Source organism: Methylobacterium mesophilicum (assembly GCF_022179445.1).
GTDB classification, from domain to species: Bacteria; Pseudomonadota; Alphaproteobacteria; order Rhizobiales; family Beijerinckiaceae; genus Methylobacterium; species Methylobacterium mesophilicum.
Genome location: NZ_BPQU01000050.1, coordinates 1 through 24562, shown reverse-complemented (window position 1 = coordinate 24562; position 24562 = coordinate 1). Strand labels below are relative to the sequence as shown.

Genomic DNA, 24562 nt, shown 5'->3' with positions numbered 1-24562 from the left:
CTTGGGCACCGCGTCGGGAGGCGCCGTATAAGACGCCCCGCATTCCCATGTCAACCACCCCTTTGCCGGCGTCGCACCGAAACCGCCGCGTCAGATCGTGTCGAGCGTGGCCTCACCTGCGGGCCATGTCGCGCTGGGATCCGAGCGCCGGGACCCTGGGTCGCGTCCGGAGTGGTGGCGTTGTCGTGCGGCGTCGGTAGCCGTCTTGAGCTTCTACAGGTGCGGGCATGATCGTTCCATGAGCCGCAGCACGGATTGACCGCACGTCCAGCATAGGTAGGATGATAGGACTTTAGGCGCCGGCGCTCTGCCCGTCATGGTCTCTCCCCCTGTTCGATGTGCCAGCCAACACGCGATCCTCACGGCGACCCTGCCGATCACCCCCGCCTGACCGGTTCTGGTCTCCACCGGGCGCGGCGGAACTCCGCCCTGGTGCGAAACGCCCGCGATCGCCTCCTCGCGATCGACATCCTGACGCCCGGCGCGGGTTACGTTCTGCGGTCGACCGTCGCTGCGACGCTCGCCCTCGGCATCGCGTTCGGCTTGCAGTTGGAGACGCCCTACTCGGCGGCCTCGACGGTCCTGCTGGTCGCCAACGCCAACCACGGCGCGGTCCTGGCCAAGGGCGGATGGCGCCTCGTCGGCACGGCGATCGGCGGGATGGCCGCGCTCGTGCTCATGGGCCTGTTCATCCAGGCCCCCCTCCTGTTCATCCTCGGTTTTGCCCTCTGGCTGGGTCTCTGCACCGGCGCGGCGACGCTGCTCCGTCATTTTCAGGCCTCCGGCGCGGCGGTGGCCGGCTATACGGTCGGCCTCGCCACGTATGGCGCGTTGGAGATGCCCGAGCGGGCGCTGGACGCCGTGCTCGGCCGTATGGCGACCGTCGCGGTCGGCGTGGCCTGCCTCGGGGTGGTGACGGCCCTGTCGAGCAGGCGCGCAACCCGCATCGCGCTCGAGACTGCCCTGGTCGGGCAATGCGCCGCGATCGCCGGCATCGCCCTGGAGCGGCTGGGCGGCAAATCGCAGCCGACCGCGCTGCCGACCGCGGCTCAGGTTTCCGGCCTCTTCGCGATCGACGATCTGGTGGACCTGAGCCGGGCCGAATCCCCGGACATCGCAAGGCGGGAGGGCGTGCTTCGAGAGACCATCGCGGCCCTGTTCGGTGCGCTGTTGGGCACGTCGGACCTGCATGCCGTCGATCGGTGGACGCCCCCGGATCTCGCCGCCGCGCACCGCGACGTCGTCACGGAATTCCCGCGGATCCTGTGCGCGCTGGAAGCTCGACGTTTCGATGATGCCCTCGAGCGGATCACCGCGTTGCGCGACGCCCTTCAGGCGCGCGTAGCGCGCGCCGAAACTGAGGATCCCGGAACAGCCCCCTCGTTGATCGCGCTCGACCGGCTCGTCGCGTTCGTCGAGGATTACGGGTCGGCGGTGTCGGCCATGGCACGCACGCAAGGCAGCCCCGCGAGACCGGAGCGGTCGTTCCGCTTCCATCGGGACTGGGGGGCGGCGACGGAGAACGGCCTGCGCTCCGCACTGGCGATCCCGCTCGCGGGCGCCTTCGGGATCGCGACGGGCTGGAACGACTGGTCGCTCCTGCTGCTCATCCTGGCGCCCTACACGGTCCTGCTCGCCATGACGGGCAACCCGGCAGCCGGCGCCGTCGCGTTCATCACCGGGACGATCCTGGCCGTGCCGGCCGCTTTCGTCTGCGCCCTCGGCCTGATGCCGCGCGTGCAGGGTTTCCCGTTGCTGGTCGCGGTGATCGCGCCGTTCTGGATGGCGGGCCTCTACGCCACCACCCTTCCGCGCCACGCGCCGGCCGGGCTGGCCTATCTGGTTGCGTTCAACACCCTCGTCGGCGCCACCAACCCGATGACGTTCAGCGTGCCGGCCTTCCTGAACCAGGCGTTCGGCTGGGTCACCGCGGTCTTCGTGACGCTTCTCGTCTTCCGCCTGCTCCTCCCGCAGGATCCCCGGCGGCAGGCGCGCCGCATCCGGGCGGCTCTGCGCCGCGACGCGCTGGCGCTCCTGGATTCGGATCCCCCTGAGCACCGGCAGGTCTGGGAGCATCTTCAGCATCACCGTCTGGCCCGCATCGCGCAGAGCCTCAGGGCCGATCCGGCCGGCGCGGCCATCATGGGGGACGGGATCGGGCTGCTGCATCTCGGTCGCGCGGCAATGCGGGCCCGAGATGCAGCCGGACGCTCCACCGCACCGGCGATGCTCCGCACGATGACCCTTCAAGCCTTGACCCTGCAGGCCTTGGCCGAGGCATCCCGGGCACCGCGGCAGGCTCGCGACACCCTCGCGGCGGCGGCGGCCGAGATCGCCGCGCGGTCGATCGAGGATCCGCGCGCATGGCCGGCGGCGCATCGGGTCGCCGCCTGCCTGACCGACATGGCCGTGCTGCTCGAAGCCCATCCCGACTGGTCCTTCGACCGCCACCGGAGCGCACCATGCTGAGCGAGGTCGCGATCGGGGGCGTCTACCTGCCGCCCATCCTCGTCTACCTCGTCGCGGCGATCCCGCTCTTCGCGGGGCTTCGGGCCGTCCTAGACCGGGCCGGGGTGCTGCGCTTCGCCTGGCATCCTGCGCTGCTGGAATTCGCGATGCTGCTCGCGACGGTCGCGCTTCTCATCCTCCTCGTGTGAGTGCCGCCATGACGGTCCTGAAGCGCCTGCTCCGCCCCGCGCTGACCCTCGCCGTCGTCGCCGCGACGGTGCTGCTGCTCGCCGCGCTGTGGCGTACCTACATGCTCGCGCCCTGGACGCGCGACGGGCGGGTCAGCGCCGAAGTGGTGCGGGTCACCCCCGAGGTCTCGGGTACGGTCGTCGACGTGCGCGCCGTCGACAACCACTTCGTCCATCGGGGCGACATCCTCTACGTGATCGATCCGCACCGCTTCCGGCTGGCGCTCGACAGCGCACAGGCCGTGGTCCTGGCCAGGCGCGAGGATGCGGCGCTGAAAACCGCGGCGGCGCGCCGGCGCAACCAGCTGAGCCCGGGTGTCGTGGCCTCCGAAGTGGTCGAGCAGGCCAACGGTATGGCGGCGATCGCGCGTGCCGATCACGACGCCGCGGTCGCCGCCGCCCATCTCGCCGAGGTCAACCTCGACCGCACCACGATCAGGGCCCCTGTGGACGGCTACGTCACCAACCTCCGGCTGCGGCCGGGAGATTATGCGACGACCGGCACGACCCGCGTCTCGGTGATCGATGCGGAGGGATTCTGGATCACCGCGTATTTCGAGGAGACCAAGCTGTCCCGGATCGCGATCGGCGCGCGCGCCGAGATCCGCCTGATGGGTTTCGAGCCGCCCCTCTCCGGGCACGTGGAGAGCATCGGGCACGGCATTGCCGATGCCAACGAGAGCCCCGACCATCTCGGCCTGCCGACCGTCAACCCGGTCTTCACCTGGGTGCGGCTGGCGCAGCGCATTCCCGTCCGGATCCACATCGACGCGGTGCCGCCGGGGGTGACGCTCGCGGCGGGCATGACCTGCAGCGTGGGCGTCGGCGAGGCAGTGGCCGGCAACCGGCTGCTGTCCCGGCTGGAATTCCTGCCGTGACGACGCCACGGCTTCGCGTCACCGGGTATCGGCAATCGGGAGACGCGCCGGAGACGGGGCAGCGATCCTGTCCGGCCCGTAATATGTTCGCTCGGGTGCCGCGTAGCTCGTTCTCTTGAAAGCCTGTTCCGTTCGGCATAAAGAACGCGCCGACGACCCGGCCGGCCATGCGCGCCGGTCCGAATTCCGGCGCAGGAAAGACGACCCGATGCCAGAGGGACTCGATGCCCGCACGATCGCGGCGACCAACGGGGTGGCCCAGGATACGTCCTTCGGCGCCGTGATCGCACCGATCCACCTCTCGACGACCTTCAAGTTTCCCGCCTTCGAGCAGCCCGGGCCCTACGACTATTCGCGGCTCGGCAACCCCACCCGCGACCAGCTCGCCGACACCATCGCCAAGCTCGAAGGCGGCGCCAGGGCCGTCATGGTGTCGAGCGGCATGGCGGCCATCGATCTCGCCCTGTCGAGCCTGTGTCCCGGCGACCTGTTGGTCGCGCCGCATGATTGCTACGGCGGGACGCACCGGCTGCTGAGCCTCCGCGCGGCCCGCGGGCAGTACCGGGTGCTGTTCGTCGACCAGACCGACCCGGAAGCCTTGGCCGCAGCGCTCGCTCAGTCACCTAAGGTCGTGCTGGTCGAAACCCCGAGCAACCCGCTGATGCGGGTCGTGGATGTCCGCCGCGTCACCCATGCGGCCAAGGCGGTCGGCGCCCTGGCCGTGGTCGACAACACCTTCCTGTCGCCGGCGCTGCAGCGGCCGATCGCCCTCGGGGCGGATCTCGTCGTCCACTCCACGACCAAGTTCCTCAACGGCCATTCGGACGTGATCGGCGGGGCCGTGATCGCCGCCGAGGCCTCGGTCGGCGACGACCTCGCGGCCTGGGCGAACACGATCGGGGTCACAGGCTCGCCGCTCGACGCCTACCTGACCCTGCGCGGCATCCGCACCCTGTTCGTCCGGGTGGAGCGCCAGCAGCAGAACGCCGGGCAGCTCGCGGCCTTCCTGGATGCACATCCGGCGGTCAGCCGCGTCCATTACCCGGGCCTCGCGTCCCATCCGGGCCACGCCATCGCCAGGGCGCAGCAAGCCGGGTTCGGCGCCATGTTGAGCTTCGAACTGGCCGGTGGCCGCGCTGCGGTGAAGACCCTGGTGGAGACCCTGCGGGTGTTCACGCTGGCCGAATCGCTGGGCGGGGTCGAGAGCCTGATCGCGCACCCGCCGACCATGACGCATGCGGCGATGGACCCCGAGGCGCGCGCCATCGCGGGCATCACCGACGGGCTGCTGCGCCTGTCGATCGGCCTGGAGGCCGTGGACGATCTGCTGGCAGACCTGTCCCACGGCCTGGAGGCGGTGACGCGCGGCTGAGCCGGCGGCTCACTCCTCCTCGACCACGCTGAAACCGGACTCATCCTCGACGACCCGGTACCGGGAGAGGCGCAGGATCTGCGAGCGCTCGGCCGCCTCGTCCCGGCATTTCAGGACGTGGGCGGTCCGGTTGACGACCTGCAGGTTCGGCACGCCCCAGTACCCCAGCAGCTCCGGCCAGGGCGCGTCGCGGTGCTCGCGCCAGACCCGGTAGAGCGGCACGGCGTGGTCCACCTCCGCGGTGCGCAGCAGCCGCTTGCCGGAGGCTTTGCAGCGATGCCCCTGATGGCGCTTCAGGACGCGGACCTGCTCGTGCGGCGCGATCCAGAACTTCCAGGCGGCGACACAGGCCGTGTGCCAGGCGGCTTTGCCGTTCGGCACACCCTGCCCCCAGAGGTCGCGGTGCCAGCCGAACCGGTAGACCGGCTGGCCGCAGATGCAGCAGGCGCCGCGACCACGGGCGAAGGCCGCCTCCCGGAACGGGGCGGGTGGAATCCGGAAGCTCGCCGGGCGACCGCCGGCGCCGCCCTCGCCGAGTTGCCAGGTCCAGCACTCCGGCGTCCCCGAGCGCGCGGCCAGGGCGCGGGCCAGCCGGTCGGCCCGCAGGATGTGGTTGCGCCAGTAGCTCTCCACCGCCAGGCGGGGAGTCGGCGGGGTCAGCGGCCGCGTCAGCGCGTGGTGCAGGATTGGGGCCGGAAAGATCGCCGGCAGGGCCCGTTCCAGCCTGGCCCGGGCCTTGGCGTTCTTCTGGTCGCGCCAGGTCGATGTCGTGGTCGATGCCGTCATGTCCGGCCGTGCTAGCGCGCGACGCACGGGAAGGCGACGGCATCCGGGCCACAGGTTCGCGGCGGCAGACTTAAGAAAGTGTTTCCCGTGAAACATCGCCACCGAGGCAGGCGGCCGCCCCCTCGGACATCTACAGGTCGACCGACATCGACAGCAGGTAGGTGCGCGGCCCGCCCTGGAAAAACGTCCCGAACGAGGCGACTCCGGTCCAGTACCGCGTGCCGGTGACGTTCAGCACGTTGGCCCGGAAGGTGGTCCGGCGCCCGTCGATCGTCGTCGCGTAGCGCAGGCCGAGATCGAGCCGCGTCCAGCCCGGCAGCGCCTGGCTGTTGGCGAGGTCGACATACTGCCGCCCGGTGTAGATCACCGCCCCGTCGACGGTCAGGCCCGGCAGTCCAAGCGTTCCGGCATGCCAAAGAAGTGTTCATGCCTTTCCGGCCAGCGTTCCGCGGTCCGGCCGCGCATCCGCGCCGGCCTGATTCGCCTCCGGGGAGACCGCGATGCCTTCGAACCCCTTCACCGTCGCCGGCTCTGCCGGGATCCTCGCCCTTGCCACGCTCTGGACCTGCGCACTTCCCTGCGCGGGCGCCCGGGCCGACCAGCCCTCGGCCAAGCTGTGCCAGGCCGCGACCTCGACACCCGAGACCCAGACCTGCCTGCACAAGGCCCTCGACGCTGCCGACGCGAAGCTCAACGCCGCCTACAGGAAGGCCCTGTCGGTCATCGACCAGGACGACCGTCCGCAGGACGCCAAGGCGACCTGGAAGGCCCAGTTCACGGCGGCCCAGCGCGCCTGGATCGCCTTCCGGGACGCCGATTGCGGCGACCTCACCTTCAGCGAGTGGAACAACGGCAGCGGCACCACCGCTGCTCTCTACGCCTGCAAGTACGACAAGACCGTCCAGCGGACCGACGATATTCTGAGCCGGTACCCGCTTCAGTAGAGGACCGTACCTGCCTCCGAGTGAGCGCAATAAGCGCAGGATAAACCACCCTGTCATTCCGGGGCCGCGCAGCGGAGCCCGGAATCCAGAGCCACCACCGGCGCAAGATCCTGCTCGACCGGTGTTTCTAGATTCCGGGCTCGCCTGCGGCGCCCCGGAATGACAGGGTGGATATTTTAGCGTTCGCGCAACGCCCAAGCCCTTCGGAGGCAGAGCAACTGGTCCGACCCTTGAATGCGCACGGCCGCTGAGCCTGCGAGGGACCCGGATGATCGTCGACCTGAACTGCGACATGGGCGAGGGTTTCGGCGTCTATCGCCTGGGCGACGATGCCGGGATGCTGGCGATCGCCAGTTCGGCCAACATCGCCTGCGGGTTCCACGCCGGCGACCCGCTGGTCATGCACGAGACCCTGACGCTCGCCGCCCGCGCCGGCGTCCAGGCCGGGGCGCATCCGGGCTTCCTCGATCTCTGGGGCTTCGGCCGGCGCCCGATCCACGGCGAGCGCCCGGCCGATGTCGAGAAGGCCGTGCTCTACCAGGTCGGCGCCCTCCTGGCGCTGGCCCAGGATGCCGGCTGCCCGGTGCGGCACGTGAAGACCCACGGGGCGCTGGGCAACATCGCCAACGCGGACGCGGATCTCGCCCTGGCGGTCGCCCGGGCGATCCGGACGCTGGACCGCGACCTGATCTTCGTGGTCATGCCCGGCCTCGAGACCGAGCGGGCCGGCGAGCGGCTCGGTTTGCCGCTGGCCCGGGAGATCTACGCCGACCGGGCTTACGCCGAGACCGGCAACCTGGTCTCGCGCAAGCTCCCGGGCGCGGTCCTGCACGATCCGGCCGAGGCGGCGGAGCGCGTGGTGCGGATGATCGAGGACCGCGCCATCACGTGCCTGTCCGGGCGACGCATCCCGGCCCGAATCGACAGCATCTGCGTCCACGGCGACACACCGGGCGCGGTCGCGATGGCCGCGCGGGTGCGGTCCGACCTGGCCGCCCTGGGGATCGCCATCAGGCCGATGGCCCAGGTGATCGGTAGCGCGATCGGTAGCGCGGTCGGCGACTCGACCGGCGCCTGAGTTCGCCGATTCCGTTCGGTTTCGGCCGCGATCCGGCTCACCGTCATGCAAACGTCGCAGATGGGCCAGAAAGCCACTCGCTGCTTACGAGGCTTTGAGAGGCCCTATGGATTTCCACCGTCGCTTCACGGTTCTGATGTGCGCCCCCGCCTTCGATCCGGACGACCTGGAGGGCGCGCGCGTCGCCCAGATCTTGGCGGCGGTGGAGAATCGCGGCTTCGAGGTGGTGCGGGCCCGGCGGGTCGAGGACGCGGCGATCGCCGTGCAGACCGATGCCGCCATCGGCTGCATGGTGGTCGACTGGGGCAAGCGCGGCCTCGACGGCAAGGCCGCCGCGCTGATCGACATGATGCGCAAGCGCGGCCTGGAGATGCCGATCGTCATCATGGTCCGCCGCAAGCGGCTGGAGGACATCCCGGTCGAACTCCTGGACTTCATCGACGGCTACATCTTCCTGGCGGAAGAGACGCCGGAATTCATCGCCCGCGGCCTGGTCAGCCGGGTGACGCAATATGCCGAGACCCTGAAGACGCCGTTCTTCGGCGCGCTCGTGGACTATGCCGAGAAGGGCAACCAGCTCTGGACCTGCCCGGGCCACAACGGCGGCATCTTCTATAACCGGTCCCCCATCGGCCGGATCTTCGTGGAGCATCTGGGCGAGGCGATCTTCCGCGACGACCTCGATAATTCGGTGCTCGACCTCGGCGACCTGCTGACCCACGAGGGGCCCGCGCTCAAGGCCCAGAAGGAGGCCGCCAAGATCTTCGGGGCGGAGAAGACCTACTTCGTCCTCAACGGCACCTCGGCTTCCAACAAGATCGTCCTGTCCTCGCTGGTGGCCGAGGACGACCTCGTTCTGTTCGACCGCAACAACCACAAGGCGGCCCATCACGGCGCCCTGTTCCTCGGCGGCGGCATCCCGATCTTCCTGGAGACCGACCGGAACGCCTTCGGCTTGATCGGTCCGATCTATCACGAGGCCCTGGACGAGACCCGGATCCGGGAAAAGATCCGTGCCAACCCCCTTGTCACCGACCCCGAGGCCTGGCGCCGGGAGCGGCCGTTCCGGGTCGCGGTGATCGAGCAATGCACCTATGACGGCACGATCTACGACGCGCAGGAGATCCTGGAGCGGATCGGCCACCTCTGCGACTACATCCTGTTCGACGAGGCCTGGGCGGGCTTCATGAAGTTCCACCCGCTGTTCGCCCGGCGCTTCGCCATGGGGCTCACCGGCCTCGACGAGACCTCGCCGGGCATCGTCGCCACGCAATCGACCCACAAGCAGCTCGCGAGCTTCTCACAGGCCTCGCAGATCCACACCCGCGACGGCCATATCCGCGGCCAGACCCGCCGCGTGGAGCACAAGCGCCTCAACGAGAGTTTTTTGGTCCACGCCTCGACCTCGCCGTTCTATCCCCTGTTCGCCTCCCTCGATGTCGGCGCCCAGATGATGAAGGGCCGATCGGGCATGATCCTGTGGGACGACACGATCCGGCTCGGGATCGAGTGGCGCAAGAAGGTCCGGGCGATCCGGCGGGAATTCGAGGAGAACGAGGCCGACCCGCTGCGGCGGTGGTTCTTCGACCCGTTCGTGCCGGACGTGACCAGCACCGCCGACGGGGCCGAGGTGCCGTGGGAGAAGGTGCCCACCGACGAGCTCGCCTCCGACCCGCGGCACTGGGAACTGAAGCCCGGTGCCCGCTGGCACGGGTTCACCCATGTCGCGCCGGGCTACGCGATCACCGACCCGAACAAGCTCACGGTGCTCACCCCGGGCTTCGACCGGCGGACCGGCGCCTATGCCGACCACGGCGTGCCGGCCCCGATCGTCGCGCAGTACCTGCGCGAGAACCGGATCGTGGCCGAGAAGAACGACCTGAACTCGCTGCTCTTCCTGCTGACGCCGGGCGTCGAGTCGTCCAAGGCCGGAACCCTGATCTCCGGCCTCGTGGCGTTCAAGCGGCATCACGACGACAACGTGCCGCTCGAGGAGGCCATGCCGGAATTCGTCAACCGCCGGCCCAACCGCTACCGGGGCGTGCGCCTGCGCGACCTCTGCGCCGAGTTCCACGCCTTCCACCGGGAGGCCAACACCTCCATGCTCCAGCGTCGGCAATTCGCCCCCGAGCACCTGCCCGAGATGGTGATGCCGCCCAAGCGCGCCGCCCAGATGCTGACCCGCAACAAGGTCGATTACGTGCCGATCGCAGAGGCCGAGGGGCGCATCGCCTCGACCCTGATGCTGGTCTACCCGCCGGGCATCGGCACCGTCCTGCCGGGCGAGCGCTTGGACGACCGCGCGAAGCCGATGCTCGACTATTTCAAGATGTTCGAGGCCTCGGCCAACCTGTTCCCCGGCTTCGAGGCCGAGATCCAGGGGGTCTACCGCGAGGTCGAGCCGGACGGGCGGATCCGCTTCCACACCTACGTCGTGCGGGACGGCGCCTGATGGAGATCGAGCCCGAGGAGGGCGCCCCGATCCCGGCGCGGCCGAGCCCGGACATCATCATCCGCGCCTCCTCGGACGCGGATGTCGAGGCGATGGTGGCGATCTACGAGCACCATATCGGCAAGGGCGTCGGCAACGTCGCCGAATTCGACGACGAGGCGCGCCTGCTGCCCGACGACCTGAAGCGCCGGCGCAAGACCATGCGCAAGAAGCGCCTGCCCCACCTCGTCGCCGAGCGCGGCGGCCAGGTGGCGGGCTACGCCTACGCGGTGCCGTTCCGGAAGCGCCCGGCCTATCGCTACACGCTCAAGCACTCGATCTACGTGCATCCCGACCACCTCCATGCCGGCATCGGGCGCCGCCTCCTGCCGGCCCTGATCGAGGCCTGCGCGGCCGGCGGCTACCGCCAAATGATCGGCTACATCGACGCGCAGAACGCCGCGTCGCTGCGCCTCCACGAGACCTGCGGCTTCGTCCGCGTCGGCTACCTGAAGGCGGTGGGCTTCAAGTACGGCCGCTGGTCGGACAGCGTGATGGTGCAGCGGGCGCTGGGCACCGGATCCGAGGACCAGCCGGGGACGTAGGACGCGACGGGACCGGTCAGTGCCCGTCGGCCGCAGCGGCGGGCTTGGCCGTGGCGACCAACTCGATATCGACCCCGACCTCGAGGGCGACCCATTGTCCGGAGGCCCAGGCACCCTGGCCGACACCGAAATCGGTGCGGACGAGGCCGACATGCCCGGTGGCATGCGCTTGGGGGCCTTCGAGCGCCAGGTGGAAAGGCAGCGTCAGCGGACGCGTCATGCCCCGGATGGTCAGGTCGCCGACCGCCTCGTAGTCGCCCCGGCCCTTGTCGACGAAGCGGGTGGCCTCGAAGCGCGCGTGGCTGGCGCTGGTTACGTCGAACCAGTCCTTCTGGGGCAGAGCCGCGTCGCGCTGGGCATCGCCGGTGCGGGCGCTGCCGAGATCGACCAGCACCGTGGCGCGGCCGGCCTCGGGCTTGGCGGGGTCGAAATCCACCCGGGCGTCGAAGCGCTCGAAGCGTCCCGAGAACGGGGTCCCGACCTGCACGCCCGAGAACCGGATCGCGCTCTTGGCCGGATCCACCGCCCACTCGGCGGAGGCGGCGGGCCGCACGGCGCCCGGGAGGACGGCCGACAGGCACAGGGCGAGGCACGCAAGACGCAGCGTCATCGGGTCGAGTCCAGGGGTTCGGGAGGCATCGCGGCGGCGCGGCCGGGCAGCATCCGCCACAGCACGCCGTCGCGCAGGATGAGATGGTGGCGCAGCGCGGCCGCCACGTGCAGCACCAGCAAGGCCGTCAGGAACCACGCCCCGTAGGCGTGCAGCAGCTTGAAAGCCCCCTCCGCGCCCGCCGGGTCGGTCAGCAGCGGGGCCAGCGGCAGGTGCGGCCAGGGCACGAGCCCGTACAGGACCGTCGGGATGTTGAACGGCGAAAGCGAGACCACCGCCCAGCCGGTGAGCGGCAGCCCGATCAGGAGCCCGTACAGGATGGCGTGCGCCGCCCCCGCGGCCCGGCGTTCCCGGGCCGGCATGGCCGCCGGGTGCGGCGGCGGCCGGTGGGCCAGCCGCCAGGCCAGGCGCAGGCCGGTCAGGACCAGCACGGTGATCCCGACCGACTTGTGCCACTGGTAGAGCGGGAACAGGCGCATCGGCGCCAGCCCGGCATGCGTCATGGTCAGGCCCATGCCGATCAGGGCGAGCACGCCCAGCGCGCTCGCCCAGTGCAGCAGGATGGCCACCGCGGAGTAGCGCCGCGCCGCTGAGTCGGGTGCCATGACCATCCTCCCGTCCCGGAGTTCCGGGTCAGTCCTGCCGCTCGAAGGCGCCCGCGATGGTCAGGTGCAGGTCGTCGCCGATCAGCGGCACGTAGGTCTTCACCCCGAACTCGGAGCGCTTGAGCGTGCCGGTGGCGTCGAAGCCGACCGTGACCTTCTTGCTCAGCGGGTTCACGCCGGCCCCGACCAGGGTGACGTCCAGCGTCACCGGCTTGGTCACGCCATGCAGCGTGAGGTTGCCGGCCACCTTCGCCTTGTCCTTCCCCTCGGGGGTGACCTTGGTGGACACGAAAGTCATCTCGGGGAACTTGCCCGCGTCGAGCCACTGGTCGCCCTTCAGCTCGTCGGTGAGCTTGGCGCTGGTCGTGGTCACCGAGGCGACCGGGATCTTGATCGACAGCTTCGCGGCCGCCGGGTTCTTGGGCTGCAGGTCGAGGGTCCCGGACACGTCCGAGAAGCCGCCGGCATAGTTCGAGAAGCCCATATGGGAGACCCGCCAGCCGACCTGGGTGTGGTTGGGATCGACCGCGTAGGCGCCGGCCTGGATCTGGGCCGGGTCGCGGGTCGGCGGGGTCTGGGCCAGGACCGGAGTGGCGACCAAGACCGGGGTGGCGATCAGGAAAGCCAGAAGGCCGGAGGCGAGAATCGACTTCAAGGGTGTCTCCTACAGGTGACGATCATGCGCGATTCGGTGCGCCGCAGCAGCGCTGTAGACCCGTTCACGGCCGCGGTTGAGCCTGCTATCCGGAACCCCATGGTTGCGAGAACGGAAACCTTCCAGGGCGGACTCGACGACGTGCGCGCCTTCTGCACGGTCGTCGATCTCGGCACCGTCACGGCCGCGGCCGCGAGCCTGCGGGAAACCAAGGGCAGCGTCAGCCGGCGCCTCTCCCGGCTGGAACGGGCGCTCGGCACCCGGCTGATGGCCCGAACCTCCCGGGCGGTCTCGCCCACCGCGGAGGGCCTGGCGTTCTACGCCAAGGCCCACGAGAGCCTGGCCCTGCTCGACGAGGCCGCCGAGACCGCCCGCGACGCCCGGACGGTGCCGGCCGGGCACCTGCGGATGACCACCTCCATCGACTTCGGGATCGAGGTGATGCCCGAGATCGTCGCGAGCTTCCGGGCGGCCTATCCGCAGATCACGGTCGAGATGCTGAACACCGATGCCCGCCTCGACCTGGCGGCCAACCGGATCGACCTCGCCCTGCGGCTGGGCGGCGCGGAGGAGACCGGCTACCGGGCCGTCGTCCTGGCGACCCTGGCGGTCGGCCTCTACGCCGCGCCCGCCTACCTGCTGCGCCGTCCCGCGCCGGCCGACCTGGCCGGGCTGCACGGCCACGACCTGATCCTCTCCCGGGAGCGGCTGGGCTCGGGGGCCCTGCCCCTCACCGATGGGCGCGGCCAGTCCGAGCAGGTCGTCATGAGCCCGGCCATCCGGGTCAGCGATTTCGCGACCGTCCACCGCCTGACCCTGGCAGGGGCCGGGATCGGCCATATCCCGAGCCTCGTGGCCGCCCGGGCGGTCGCGGCGGGCCAGCTCGTGCGCGTGCTGGCCCCCTGGGCGAGCCGCGGCGGGGTCCTGCGCGCCGTGACGCTGGCCGGGCGCGACCTGCCGGCACGGGTCCAGGTCTTCCGGGACCACGTGCGCGAGGCGCTCACTGCCTGCGGTCCAGGTTCCAGTGAGACGCACTCTAGCGATCAATACAATCAAGACTTGTAGAGACTAAATATCCCCGCCTTATTGACTGATCGATCGAGACAATCTTACCGTCCGGCTTAGCGGGGTGTTCAGGACCTCGGCGCACCATGGCGCTTGGCGGCATCCCGGGCCGCTCGGCGGACGATCCCGCCTCGATCCCCTGCCCGGGCGTATCCAGTACCCAGCGGACATCCAACATGCCCCTTCGCGACCGGCGCCTCCGGCCCTTGCTCCTCGTCGGAACGATGGTTCTGGCGGGTCTGTGCGCCGCGCCGCACGCGGCCTGGGCGATGCTGTCGAGCACGACCCGCGTCGTGCTACAGAAGGGACGCCATTACGTGCCGACCGACCTGTTCCTGCGGCGCGGCGACACGATCACCCTGCGCAACGAGGATTCCAGCCAGACACACCACGCCTTCATCGAGGCGGACCGGTTCTCGTTCGATGCGGGCGATCAGGAACCCGGCACCGAGACCCGGCTGGTCCTGGCGGAAGCGGGGGATTTCGTCATCCAGTGCGGCATCCACCCGAAGATGAAGCTGACCATCCACGTCCAGTAGGGCGCGGGGCGGTCAGCCCTCGCGGCCGAGGCCGAGACCGCGGATCAGATCGCCGATCGGATCGATCTTCCTGGGGGCCGGCGCGGGCGCCGATGGTGCGGTCATCGGCTCGACGGCTGCCGTGCGGGCCAGGCCGGCGTTGCGCAGGCGGGCCGTCCGGCGAAGGCTGCGATCCGCCACCTTCGACCGGTGTGCCACCACCGTCTTCCGAGCCTTCTCGGCGGGGGCGACCATCTCGCTCGGCAGCGCCGGAGCCGCGATGGCACCCGGCGGCAATGCGGCGGCCAATCGCGGCGCCAGCAGGTCGGGGGCGGGCGCACGCCCAATCTCCGATGCGGGGGCGTCGGACTTGCCGAGGCCGGCAAGCCGGGCCGGCGGATCCGCCCAGCCCGATGGGGTGGCCTGCGTTGCGACAGTCCGGACCGGGCGCTGCTGCGCCTCGTAATTGCCCGGATGCAGAGTATGGGCCGCCACGACCAAGCCGAATACGGCGATCGCAGTCGTCGCAAGGGTGGATCTGTAGTGTTCCATGACGGCAGAACGAAAAGCCAAGGTCATGGTTCCGCTTGGCCGTAACCTCGGGCCGGAGCTTCAGAGTCCGGATCTCCGTCCGCAGTCTCGAAGACAGGACAGAAAAAAAGGCCACTCCCGAAGGAGCGGCCCGAAGTCTAGGGAGGAAACGCCCAAGAAGGGCAGCGGGATCGCGACGCCATCGCCATCCCGCACTGCACAGATAGGCTACCGCATTGCGGCATGCAACAGACCGGAGGCCGTTTCCTTATGCATGGACGACACCCATCGGACCCCAAGACATGCATTTAGAGCATGACTGAAGGCCGATCAGCCGTCGTTCTGCGGCTCGTCGTGCCCGATCAGCCGCTCGACCTCGGCCAGGGCGACCGCGCGGGCCACACCTTCGGAGGCGTGCGGGCGGTACGATCCCCGAACCAGCTTGCCGCGGTCCCGGATCGCCCACGTGAAACGGCCCGGGTCATGCCGGCTCGGCCTGACCTCAACCGTGTAGAGATGCCCGCCATTCGCACCCATGCCTCGCATGTGCGAACTCCCCTGCTCCGGCCCAGGGGGTGCGACCGTGGGCGGCAGCCGGGCCCTTACCGGGCCGGCTTCCCGCGGCCGGCCTCGGGCCGGGACGGCTCGGCCGGGCCGTCGGTGCGGGTGCCGAGCCAGACCACGTGCTTGGGCCCGCTGCCGCGGCCGCTGGCATGGACCCGGGCCTCCTCGACCGCGAAGCCGGAGCGCTGCAGGCGGGACTTGAACTTCCGGTCCGGGGCGCCGGACCAGACGGCCAGGATGCCGCCCGGCCGGAGGGCCCAGCGGGCCCGCTTGAGGCCCCAATTGTCGTAGAGCCGGTCGTTGGAGCGGCGCATCAGCCCCTCCGGGCCGTTGTCGACGTCGAGCAGGATGGCGTCGTACTGGCCCGGCCCCGCCTGGATCAGGCGGTTCACGTCGGCCTCCTGCACGTCGACCCGGGGGTCGTCCAGGCAATCGGCGAAGACGTGGGCGAGCGGGCCGCGGGCCCAGGCGATCACCGCCGGCACCAGTTCGGCCACCACGACCCGCGCATCCGGGCCGAGGCCCGCCAGGGCCGCCCGCAGGGTGAAGCCCATGCCGAGGCCGCCGATCAGCATCCGGGCCCGGGGCCGGTCCCTCAGCCGCTCGCAGGTCATCGCGGCGAGCGCCGCCTCGGAGCCGCTGCGGCGGTTGTTCATCAGCTCGATCGTGTCGGCCAGGATCGAGAACTCCTCGCCGCGCTGCATCAGGCGCAGGTCGGTGCCGCCCCCCGGGACGGAGCCGGTGTCGAGATGAACCCAGGGTATCACGGACGTTTCCTCGATTGGCGGTGCGGTCGGTCGGGGACCGTCGGCACGAAAGATCACGGCGAGAGCGGGGCCGCGGGCAGGTTCGGCGCTGCGCGCGACGCAACCCCCTGCGCGCCGGTGCCCCCTGCCGCGCGGGATCGCGGTGGCGTATCAGCACCTATGGCTAAGCGCATCAAGTCGAGACCCCAGGAACGGGGCTTCATTCTGTTCGACGTCGTCTTCGAGGACGGCTCCCGGGCTTCGAACCGCCGTGTGCCGGCCGAGATCCTCGGCGGCCTGGACGGCGACGAGCCGGCCCGGCAGATCATCGCCGAGCAGGAAGAGGAGATCGCCCTCAAGGCCGGACGGCCCGGCCGCGAGATCCAGAGCCTGACGCGCTCGCCGATCATCAAGCCCAAGCCGGTCGTCTGACCGGCCGGTCGCGCGGGCTTCCGGATCAGACCGCGCCCTCGACCACCTCCAGCGCCCGCAGGATCGCGAAGCCGATCCGCTCCGCCTCGCCCTCCGCGTCGCCGGCCGCCGGCAGCAGCGCCACCGTCTCGACGGCGTGCTCGTCCTCCGGGCCGACCACGATCCGGAACACGTCGCCTTCCTGGGCGGCCGGATCGCGGATCAGGCCGACCCGGTGGCCCGCGGCCGAGCCGAACAGGCGCAGCGGCGGCTGATCGGGCTCGGGCTCCGTCCGCTCCGGCGGTGCAACGGTGCGGGGCGCCCCGAAGGTCGGGCGGATGACGTTGTCGTCGGGCATGCCGAACCAGCCTCCTCAGGAGTGCGCGATGCCGGCCGTGGCCAGCACGGCGTCGGCCAGCACCTCCATGCCGGCCCGGGCCCAATCCGGCGTGATGCTCTCGGCCTCGTTGTGGCTGATGCCGCCGTGGCACGGGCAGAACACCAGGGCCGCCGGCACCGTCCGGGCGCAATAGACGGCGTCGTGATAGATCGCGGTCGGCATCCGGGTCCAGGCATGGCCCCGCGCCTCGGCCGCCGCCTGGACGCGGTCCACCAGGACCGGATCGAACGGGGTCAGCGGCGCCCGCCAGAACTCCTCCACCCGGATCGCGACGCCCCGCTCGGCGGCGAGCGCGTCGGCCCGGGCCAGGATCCGCTCCCGCATCGCCTCCAGCTGCCCGGGGTCGCCGTGGCGGGTGTCGAGGCTGAACCAGACCCGGCCCGGGGTGATGTTGCGGCTCGCGGGCTCGGCTGTCAGGACTCCGACGGTGGCACGGCCGCGCTCGCCCCCGGAGCCGACCGCGTCCCGGGCGATCGCCTCGAGCGAGCCGATCAGCGCGGCGGCGGCCATCATGGCGTCGCGCCGCCCGGCCATGGGGCTGCCGGCATGGGCCTCCTCGCCCAGCACGGTGATTTCGTACCAGATCTGTGCGAGCGCCCGGTCGACCACACCGATGGTGAAGCCGGCCTCCTCCAGGCGCTTGCCCTGCTCGATGTGCAGTTCGAAATACGCGCCGATCCCGCGAAGATCCGCCGGCTCCGCCTCCCCCTGCCAGCCGATCCGGCGCAGTTCGTCGCCGAACACGTGGCCGGCGAGATCCCGGGTCGCCATCACGTCGGCCTCGGAGACGATGCCCATGGCGACGCCGCTGCCGCTCATGGGCGGCGCGAAGCGCGAGCCCTCCTCGTTGCACCAGTTGATCAGCAGGAGCGGCGCCTCGGTCTCGATCCCGGCCTCGTGCAGGGCGCGCATGATCTCCAGCCCGGCGAGCACCCCCAGCGGACCGTCGAACTTGCCGCCGGTGGGCTGGGTGTCGAGATGGCTGCCGATGGCGACGGGCTTCCGGCCCGGGTCCCGCCCCGGCCGGTGGAAGACCATGTTGCCGATCCGGTCCACCGTCAGGGTCATCCCGACCGCCTCGCCCCAGCGCCGGAACAGGGCACGCCCCTCGGCGTCCCGATCGGTCAGGGTCTGCCGGTCGTTGCCGCCGTTGGGAAGCGCGCCGATCCGGGCGAGCTCCATCAGGCTGTCCCAGAGGCGGTCCTGCGAGAGCGGGAGGTTGGTGCGATCCATATCCATGCGGTCCCGCGCGCGCCCCGGCCGACCCTGTACCGGCGTCCGCGACGTTAGGCCGTGATCCCGCCCGGCACCAGCAGGGGCGGGGGAGATCCCCCCGGCGCCGGGCTCCGTCGCGGACCGGTCCTCAGAGGCTCGGATCCGGGAAATCCTGCGCGTGCAGGCTCCAGATCGCCCGTCCGTCCGCGGCGGAGACGTAGACCGCGTTGGCGCCGAGGGCGGCCAGATCGAGATCGATCCGCTTGGCCGCCGCCACCGCGCCCGCGTCGTCGGCGGCCTCGAAGGTCTGCCGGTACAGGTCCGGGCCGAGCATCCCGTCCGGCTCCCGGCGTATCGCTCGAAAAATGTATCTGCGCATCGAAAGTCCTGGATCGACACGGTATCCGCGCCGTCGGCGAATACATCGCCGCAATGCCTGCGCGTTCGGTGACGGACAGACTGCGCCACGAAAAGCTTTACGGCGGGTTTGTGCACTGCGAATGCAGCTTCAGTCGCGCAGGCCCGGCCCCCGCCGCTGTCGAGCCGGGGCCGGAGACCCGTGACGACATGTCAGGGCGCGGGGCATGATCGATTCGGATCGATCCGTTGCCAAACTGCTTGTGGGCTACAAGTGTCGCACTCGGCTGCCGGCTGTCCCGGGGATGGGCAGGCCGCAGCCAGGTTTGGGGGATGGAATGGCATTGGCGTCCATGGCGGCCTCCGCCCTGCAGGATGCGGGTTTCGTCGGCACCTGGGACACGGATGTCTCCGCCGGCCGATCGGTACTCGACGCGGGCGCGGCCGCATTGCTGTCCGGGAATGAGGGCTTTGCCGGCAAGCCTTTGCCGCTCGACGTCGCCCTGGGACGCGTCCATCCGGAGGATCGCGGCTGGGTCTTCGACGAGATTCGCAAGGTGCGCCGGATCGGCGGCCCGGTCTCGCTGGAGTTTCGCGTCCTGAGCCAGACCGGCGACGTCCGCTGGATCCTCACCCGCGGGCGGCTGGCCCCCGACACCACGGGGGCACTGCGTGGGCGCGGCGCCTATATCGACGTCACGGACCTGTACGGCGGCACCCCGCCCGGGCGGGACGACAACCGGGTCCAGGCCAAGCTCCCGATCGAGGTCAAGCACCTTGAGGCGGCCGCCGACAACTGTATCCGGGTCCACGCGGCGCTGGAGCGCTACGGCAACCCGCAGCTCCGGCTGATCTCGAGCATGCTGCTGCTCGGGATCGGCCGGGCGCTCGCGCAGCGGGAGCCGTAGGGCGGGTTCAGGTCCGCCAGGGGTGGGCGGGAAGCTCGGTCCGGCCGATCGCCTTGGCGCCGGCCTCCGCCACGGCGTGATCGTTCTCCACCGTTGACCCGCTGACGCCGATCGCGCCCGACATGACGCCGTCGGCATCGACGATCGGGATGCCGCCCGGGAAGGTGATCAGTCCGTCGTTCGAATGCTCGATGCCGTAGAGCGGGCCGCCCGGCTGGGACAGCTGGCCGATCTGGCCGGTCATCATGCCGAAGAACACCGAGGTCTTGGCCTTCTTGTGAGCGATGTCGATCGAGCCGACCCAGGCATCGTCCATGCGATGGAACGCCTTCAGGTTGCCGCCGGAATCGACCACCGCGATGCACATCTGGGTGTCCAGCTCCTTGGCCTTCGCCCGCGCCGCGGCGATTGCCCGCTCGGCCTGCTCAATCGTGACGTGCATGGTGCCTCCCTGGTTGGCCCGGGCCGGCGCAGGGTCGCTGAGAAATTCCAGCGACCCCGGGACGCCTCCCGTTCTGCGCGAGAAGGCCCGACCGGACGGCGCCGGTCAACTCCGGATCACGCCGATCGCCCCGCCGGGCATCGGCGGACGACAGGCCGGGCGCCCGCCTTGCACGGGGTCATGGGCGCCCGGCCGTGCGGCCGTACCGGAGACGAAAGGGCATGAGACCCCGGTACAACGTCGGGACCCGACCGGGCCGGCGCACCACTGGGTGGCACGGGGCGCTCGGGCGGAGTGTGGCCAGCCGCAGATGGGCTGCGACGGGTCCGCTGTCACTGATACGATTGTACCGGTCCGGCCCGGGCGGCCCTCACAAACGCGTGAGCGCAGCCCGGGATCGGATCAGGCTCCGGCGGCGCGCTCCCGCGCGGTCCGGATCCGGTCCAGGAGGTCGGCCGCCAGCGCGGCCCGGGCCTGCGCGTCGGCGCAGGGCCGGCGCCAGACCACGCGGCCCTGGCGCAGGACGATCCCGTCCTCGGCCGGCATCGGCGGCAGCGGCCGGTCGGACCGGATGTCGGCCGCGACACCCTGGGGACCGCCGCTGAGCCGGGCCACGCCCAGCCCGCAGCAGGCGGCGCGCAGCCGCGCCAGGGTGAACAGGGCCAGGACCGGCGCCGGGGCTGCGCCGAAGCGGTCCTCGACCTCTCCGGACAGGGCCTCGATCGCCTCGCCGTCGCGCAGGCGCAGCAGCCGCGTGTAGAGGCTCAGGCGGATCTCGGGCTCGGGCACGTAATCCGCCGGGATCCGGCTCGGCAGCCCGATCTCGATCTCCGGGCTCCAATCCTCGGCCGGCTCGCCCTTGGCGGCGGTGAGCGCCAGCTGCAGCAGGTGCTGGTAGAGGCCGAGCCCGACCAGCTTGGCGTGGCCGGCCTGGTCCTCGCCGACGAGGTCGCCGGCCCCGCGCAGGTCGAGGTCGCGGGCGCTGACCGCGAAGCCGGCGCCGAGCCGGTCCAGGGCCTCCAGGGCGCGCAGGCGCTGGAGGGCGGCGGGCGCCGGCGGCGCGGCCGGATCGCTGAGCAGGTGGACGACCCCGCGCCGCTGGCCGCGGCCGACGCGGCCGCGCAGCTGGTGGAGCTGCGCCAGCCCGAACCGGGCGGCCTCCCAGACCAGCATGGTGTTGGCCCGGGGCACGTCGAGGCCGCTCTCCACGATGGCGGTGGCGAGGAGGACGTCGCCATCCCCGTCGGCGAAGCGGACCATGACCTCGTCCATGGCCGAAGGCTTGAGGTCGCCGTGCGCCACCAGCACGTCGAGGCCCGGCACGAGGCCGCGCAGGCGCTCGGCCATGGGGGCGATGTCCTCAATGCGCGGACAGACGACGAAGCTCTGCCCGCCGCGGCGATGCTCGCGGATCAGGGCCTCGCGGATCGCATCGGCCTCGAAGGGGGCCACCACGGTCCGGACCGGCTGGCGCATCGCCGGGGGCGTGGCGATCACGCTGAGGCTCTGCAAGCCGACGAGCGCGGCCTGGAGCGTGCGCGGGATCGGGGTGGCGGTCAGCGTCAGCACGTGCCCGCCCTCGGCGAGGCGGCGCAGGTCCGCCTTCATTTTGGCGCCGAAGCGCTGCTCCTCGTCGATCACCGTCAGGCCAAGATCGGCGAAGCCGACGCCGCGGGCGGCCAGCGCCTGGGTCCCGACCACGAGCCGGATCGAGCCGTCCGCGAGGCCGGCCTTCACCCGCTTGGCCTCGGCCGGGGAGACCAGACGCGAGAGCTGCGCGACCTCGATGCCGAAGCGGCCGAACCGGCGACGCAGGGTCTCGACGTGCTGGCGGGCCAGGACCGTGGTCGGGGCGATCAACGCCGCCTGCTTGCCCGCGAAGACCGTCGCCGCCAGAGCCCGCAGCGCGACCTCGGTCTTGCCGAAGCCGACATCGCCGCAGACCAGCCGGTCCATCGGACGCCCGGAGGCGAGGTCGGCCATCAGCGCGTCCACCGCGGCGGCCTGATCGGGGGTCGGGGCGAAGCCGAAGCCCGCCGCGAACCGCTCCATGTCGCGGGACGGCGGCGCCAGGACCGGGGCTTCGGTATCCCGGCGGGCGCGGGCGGCCTCCAGCATCACCCGGGCGGTCCGGGCCATGGTGGCCTCGGCCTGGAGGCGGCGGCGGGCCCAGGTCCCGCCGTCGAGCTTGTCGAGGGTGACCGCGTCGGGCTCCGGGCCGTAGCGCCAGATCCGGTCGGCCTGGGTGACCGGCACCATCAGGATCGCGTCGCCGGCAAAGCGCAGCCGCAGGGCCTCGGATGGCTCGTCGTCCGCGCCGACGCCCTGCGGGTTCGACACGGGCTCCAGCCCCTCGAACACGCACAGGCCGTGGTCGCGGTCGACCGCCACGTCGCCGGGGCGCAGGTCGACCTCGCCCATCGGCAGGATCGCCCGGGCGGAGCCGGACACCGCGGCGTCCGGTCCGAACAGGTCGGCTGCGGCGAACACCGTCGCGCCCCGTCCCGGGACCCGGAAGCCGGCGCCGATCGGCGCCTCCAGCGCGAGGATGTCGCCCGGTGCCGCGTCGGCGAGGTCGGACCAGCCGTCGATCAGCCGGACCGGGCGCTCGGCGATCTTGCCGGCCTGCCGCACGAGGCGCCGGAGCGGCTGGCGCGAGCCCGCCAGCACGACGACGTCGCCGGCCTTCAGCCGCTCGCGCATCGCCTTGGCGAAGGCGGCCTCGGGCCGCCGATCCCGGGCGAAGACCGGGATCCCGAGCGGCTCGCCGGCCGCGTCGGTGGCGACCGCCCGGGTCCGCTCGGCCACGACGTCCCGCCACGCCTTCGGCGCGAGATAGAGGCCCTCGCCGCCCTCAGCGCGACCGCCACGGGGCGCACGGCGGGCGCCCGCCTCCTCCATCTGCTCGTAGAAGGCATCGACCCGGGCCTGCGTCCCGTCCTCGACGACCAGGCGAGCCCCCGGCACGTAATCGAGCAGGGTGACGAGACGCGGATAGTAGCGCTCCAGGCGGTGCTCCTGCCCGGTGAAGGGCTCGAAGCTCTGGCCGGAATCCGGGGCGAGGACGATCTCGGTGGCCGGGTCGATCACCAGATTAGCGACCTCGGCGACGGAGCGCTGCGAGATCGGATCGTAGGAGCGGATCGCGGTGACGCGGCCGTCGGCGTGCTCGATCCGGCAGGGCCGCGGGGCGGCGGCGGGAAACACCTCGACGGTGCGACCCCGGACGGCGATCTCGCCGGGCTCGTCGACCCGCTCGTCGAGGATGTAGCCGAGGCGCTTGAGGTCGGCCATCACGGCGGCGACGTCGAGTGGATCGCCGACCCGGAACGTCACCCGGGCATCGGCCCAGGTCTCGGGCGGGGGCACGCGCTGGATCAGCGCCGGAGCCGTGGTCAGCACGAAGCCCGGCAGGGCGTCGCGGTCGGTCAGCCAGCGCATCACGGCGGCCCGGGCGCCCATCGTGGCCCGCGACGGCGATGCGTGGTCGAGCGGCAGGCAATCCCATTCCGGGTAGACGGCGACCCGGATGTCGGGATCGAGGGCCTTGAGCGTGGCGGCCAGCTCCTCCAGCCGCCTTGCATCCCGGGCGACGTGGACCAGGGGGGCCGCGTCCTCGGCCAGATCCAGCAGCGCCACCGCGAGCGCCCCCGTGGGCATCAGCGGCGCGTCCTCGGTCTCCTGGTGGGCGACCGTCTTCGTCCTGCGCTTGGCCATGCTGATCCGAACCTGTCCCGGATCCTGCAAACGCCGGTCGGCGGTCAGGGCTCCCGGCCGCGCCGGTCCGATTCACAGACGCGATGCCGCATTCGAAAAGGCTTGCGTCCGAGACTCCCGGGCCTCCGGTATCAGGCCTCGTCCAGCCAGAGACCGCCGCTCGCCCGCGGGGCGCGCAGCACGTGGCGGGCGCCCTCGGTGAGCGCCCGGTCGGGGCCGGGCTGGCGCAGGTAGGTCGCGAGGTCGCGGGTCAGGCGCTCCAGCGGGTGGTCGCGCAGGAAGCCCTGCAGGCCGACTGAGCGCTGCGCCCGTTCCAGCAGGTCGAGCCCGGCGCGTTCCACCGCGAGGCGCGCGAGGTTCACGTAGGCGATGATCCCGTCCGGGTCGCCCTCTTCGCCCACGACCGCGGCCGCCCGCGCCACCCAGAGGCGCGCGGTCTCGGCCGCGATCACGCCCTCGCCGAGGCGGGCGAGCTGATGCGGGTCCTCGCCGCGGCCGGTGGCGACGAGATGGCCGCGCCACGCATCGAGCAGCGCCTCCAGGCCGCCGAGCTGCACCGCGAGGAAGCGCCACGCGCCCCCCGAGAAATGCGGCTGCACCTGATAGTCGTCGGGCCCACCCACGCGCGTGAAGCGGTCGGCGCCGAGCCCGGTGAAATCCACGGTGCCTGTCGCCGAGGCGCGCATCCCCTGCGCGCGCCAGGCCGACAGGTCCGCCCGCTCGCCGGGTTCGAGGGCGACGACGATCATCTGCGACCCGGGGGAGTCGGGCTGCGCGGTCACGAGGGCGCGGGTCACGAACCCGGCCCCCGAAGCGAAGGTCTTCACGCCCCTCAAGGTCGGGGCGCCTCCGGTGGAATCGATCTTGAGGCCGTTGCCCGGCGGCTCGGTGTTCCAGACCCCGAACAGGTGGCCCTGGACGGCATCGGCCAGCAGGGCGCTGCGCGCCTCGCCGTCGGCATAGCGGGCGACGAGCCAGGGCGATCGCTTGAAGGGGATCAGGCGGTCTGAGTGACGATGGCTCTGAGG

At 71.4% G+C, this 24562-nt stretch carries 26 protein-coding genes; 12 read left to right on the top strand and 14 right to left on the bottom strand.

Annotation, left to right across the window (positions count from 1 at the left end):
• The first annotated feature begins 432 nt into the window (after positions 1–432).
• The 4 genes from MFF40_RS26720 (at position 433) to metB (ending at position 4946) form a co-directional block, all read left to right on the top strand.
• Positions 433–2469: an FUSC family protein gene (locus tag MFF40_RS26720; protein ID WP_187278120.1), complete on the top strand. Its 2037-nt coding sequence runs from the start codon at positions 433–435 to the stop codon at positions 2467–2469.
• Entirely contained in the window at positions 2463–2657 is a 195-nt protein-coding gene (locus MFF40_RS26715; RefSeq protein WP_147854898.1) for a DUF1656 domain-containing protein, read from the top strand. The genes MFF40_RS26720 and MFF40_RS26715 overlap by 7 nt, the downstream gene beginning before the upstream one ends.
• A gap of 8 nt (positions 2658–2665) precedes the next feature.
• On the top strand, positions 2666–3574 hold the full coding sequence (locus MFF40_RS26710; protein WP_147897980.1) for an HlyD family secretion protein: 909 nt from the start codon (positions 2666–2668) through the stop codon (positions 3572–3574).
• A gap of 208 nt (positions 3575–3782) precedes the next feature.
• Positions 3783–4946 carry a cystathionine gamma-synthase gene (gene metB, locus MFF40_RS26705; protein ID WP_147897981.1) on the top strand — a complete coding sequence of 388 codons (1164 nt, stop codon included), beginning with the start codon at positions 3783–3785 and terminating at the stop codon, positions 4944–4946.
• 9 nt (positions 4947–4955) lie between these two features.
• On the opposite strand, the gene MFF40_RS26700 is transcribed toward metB, so the two are convergent.
• Positions 4956–5732 (bottom strand): hypothetical protein, encoded by a 777-nt coding sequence (locus MFF40_RS26700; RefSeq protein WP_147897982.1) that lies wholly within the window; start codon positions 5730–5732, stop codon positions 4956–4958.
• Between the two features lie 130 nt (positions 5733–5862).
• Positions 5863–6099 (bottom strand): TonB-dependent receptor, encoded by a 237-nt coding sequence (locus MFF40_RS26695; RefSeq protein WP_238262911.1) that lies wholly within the window; start codon positions 6097–6099, stop codon positions 5863–5865.
• 133 nt (positions 6100–6232) lie between these two features.
• Here MFF40_RS26695 and MFF40_RS26690 point away from each other — a divergent pair, with 133 nt between their 5' ends.
• The 4 genes from MFF40_RS26690 (at position 6233) to MFF40_RS26675 (ending at position 10790) form a co-directional block, all read left to right on the top strand.
• Positions 6233–6676 (top strand): lysozyme inhibitor LprI family protein, encoded by a 444-nt coding sequence (locus MFF40_RS26690; RefSeq protein ID WP_147897984.1) that lies wholly within the window; start codon positions 6233–6235, stop codon positions 6674–6676.
• Positions 6677–6944: 268 nt separating this feature from the next.
• A complete protein-coding gene (locus MFF40_RS26685) occupies positions 6945–7754 on the top strand; it encodes a LamB/YcsF family protein (protein WP_147854904.1) in 810 nt (269 codons plus the stop codon).
• A 106-nt stretch (positions 7755–7860) separates the two neighbouring features.
• A complete protein-coding gene (locus tag MFF40_RS26680) occupies positions 7861–10206 on the top strand; it encodes an Orn/Lys/Arg family decarboxylase (protein ID WP_147854905.1) in 2346 nt (781 codons plus the stop codon).
• A complete protein-coding gene (locus MFF40_RS26675) occupies positions 10206–10790 on the top strand; it encodes a GNAT family N-acetyltransferase (protein ID WP_147854906.1) in 585 nt (194 codons plus the stop codon). Before MFF40_RS26680 ends, MFF40_RS26675 begins: the two co-directional genes overlap by 1 nt.
• A gap of 16 nt (positions 10791–10806) precedes the next feature.
• Here MFF40_RS26675 and MFF40_RS26670 read toward each other — a convergent pair whose 3' ends face one another.
• From MFF40_RS26670 to MFF40_RS26660, 3 genes are read right to left on the bottom strand one after another with little or no spacing between them, the layout of a single operon-like run.
• Positions 10807–11400 carry a YceI family protein gene (locus MFF40_RS26670; protein ID WP_147897985.1) on the bottom strand — a complete coding sequence of 198 codons (594 nt, stop codon included), beginning with the start codon at positions 11398–11400 and terminating at the stop codon, positions 10807–10809.
• Positions 11397–12005, bottom strand: a complete 609-nt coding sequence (locus MFF40_RS26665) for a cytochrome b (RefSeq protein ID WP_187278121.1) — start codon at positions 12003–12005, stop codon at positions 11397–11399. The genes MFF40_RS26670 and MFF40_RS26665 overlap by 4 nt, the downstream gene beginning before the upstream one ends.
• Positions 12006–12033: 28 nt before the next feature.
• Entirely contained in the window at positions 12034–12660 is a 627-nt protein-coding gene (locus MFF40_RS26660) for a YceI family protein (RefSeq protein WP_147857573.1), read from the bottom strand.
• 99 nt (positions 12661–12759) lie between these two features.
• On the opposite strand from MFF40_RS26660, the gene MFF40_RS26655 reads away from it, so the two are divergent.
• Both MFF40_RS26655 and MFF40_RS26650 read left to right on the top strand, forming a co-directional pair.
• Positions 12760–13725, top strand: a complete 966-nt coding sequence (locus tag MFF40_RS26655) for a LysR family transcriptional regulator (RefSeq protein ID WP_147897987.1) — start codon at positions 12760–12762, stop codon at positions 13723–13725.
• Positions 13726–13901: 176 nt separating this feature from the next.
• The gene (locus MFF40_RS26650) at positions 13902–14264 is read left to right on the top strand and encodes a cupredoxin domain-containing protein (RefSeq protein ID WP_147857546.1); all 363 of its coding nucleotides are present in this window, start codon (positions 13902–13904) and stop codon (positions 14262–14264) included.
• A 12-nt stretch (positions 14265–14276) separates the two neighbouring features.
• Here MFF40_RS26650 and MFF40_RS26645 read toward each other — a convergent pair whose 3' ends face one another.
• The 3 genes from MFF40_RS26645 to MFF40_RS26635 all read right to left on the bottom strand — a co-directional run bounded on the left by MFF40_RS26645 (position 14277) and on the right by MFF40_RS26635 (position 16105).
• On the bottom strand, positions 14277–14795 hold the full coding sequence (locus tag MFF40_RS26645; RefSeq protein ID WP_147857548.1) for a hypothetical protein: 519 nt from the start codon (positions 14793–14795) through the stop codon (positions 14277–14279).
• A gap of 309 nt (positions 14796–15104) precedes the next feature.
• Positions 15105–15320, bottom strand: coding sequence for a hypothetical protein (locus MFF40_RS26640; protein ID WP_378995658.1), 216 nt, complete (start codon positions 15318–15320; stop codon positions 15105–15107).
• Between the two features lie 56 nt (positions 15321–15376).
• Positions 15377–16105 (bottom strand): spermidine synthase, encoded by a 729-nt coding sequence (locus MFF40_RS26635; RefSeq protein WP_147897988.1) that lies wholly within the window; start codon positions 16103–16105, stop codon positions 15377–15379.
• Between the two features lie 159 nt (positions 16106–16264).
• Here MFF40_RS26635 and MFF40_RS26630 point away from each other — a divergent pair, with 159 nt between their 5' ends.
• Positions 16265–16516, top strand: a complete 252-nt coding sequence (locus MFF40_RS26630; protein ID WP_147856268.1) for a hypothetical protein — start codon at positions 16265–16267, stop codon at positions 16514–16516.
• Between the two features lie 25 nt (positions 16517–16541).
• On the opposite strand, the gene MFF40_RS26625 is transcribed toward MFF40_RS26630, so the two are convergent.
• The 3 genes from MFF40_RS26625 to MFF40_RS26615 form a co-directional block, all read right to left on the bottom strand.
• Positions 16542–16853 (bottom strand): hypothetical protein, encoded by a 312-nt coding sequence (locus MFF40_RS26625; protein WP_147856267.1) that lies wholly within the window; start codon positions 16851–16853, stop codon positions 16542–16544.
• A gap of 15 nt (positions 16854–16868) precedes the next feature.
• Positions 16869–18128 carry a Zn-dependent hydrolase gene (locus tag MFF40_RS26620; protein ID WP_238262909.1) on the bottom strand — a complete coding sequence of 420 codons (1260 nt, stop codon included), beginning with the start codon at positions 18126–18128 and terminating at the stop codon, positions 16869–16871.
• Positions 18129–18258: 130 nt separating this feature from the next.
• A complete protein-coding gene (locus tag MFF40_RS26615; protein ID WP_147856265.1) occupies positions 18259–18444 on the bottom strand; it encodes a hypothetical protein in 186 nt (61 codons plus the stop codon).
• Positions 18445–18820: 376 nt separating this feature from the next.
• Between MFF40_RS26615 and MFF40_RS26610 the strand changes: the two genes are divergently transcribed.
• On the top strand, positions 18821–19375 hold the full coding sequence (locus MFF40_RS26610) for a PAS domain-containing protein (RefSeq protein ID WP_238262907.1): 555 nt from the start codon (positions 18821–18823) through the stop codon (positions 19373–19375).
• A gap of 7 nt (positions 19376–19382) precedes the next feature.
• Here MFF40_RS26610 and MFF40_RS26605 read toward each other — a convergent pair whose 3' ends face one another.
• From MFF40_RS26605 to MFF40_RS26595, 3 genes are all read right to left on the bottom strand, one after another.
• Complete coding sequence (locus tag MFF40_RS26605; protein ID WP_147856263.1) at positions 19383–19817, bottom strand: GlcG/HbpS family heme-binding protein; 435 nt, start codon at positions 19815–19817, stop codon at positions 19383–19385.
• Positions 19818–20219: 402 nt separating this feature from the next.
• Positions 20220–23534, bottom strand: coding sequence for a DEAD/DEAH box helicase (locus MFF40_RS26600; protein WP_238262905.1), 3315 nt, complete (start codon positions 23532–23534; stop codon positions 20220–20222).
• A gap of 131 nt (positions 23535–23665) precedes the next feature.
• Positions 23666–24562 (bottom strand): acyl-CoA dehydrogenase family protein (locus MFF40_RS26595; RefSeq protein ID WP_238262903.1); only part of this gene is annotated, 897 nt, incomplete at its 5' end.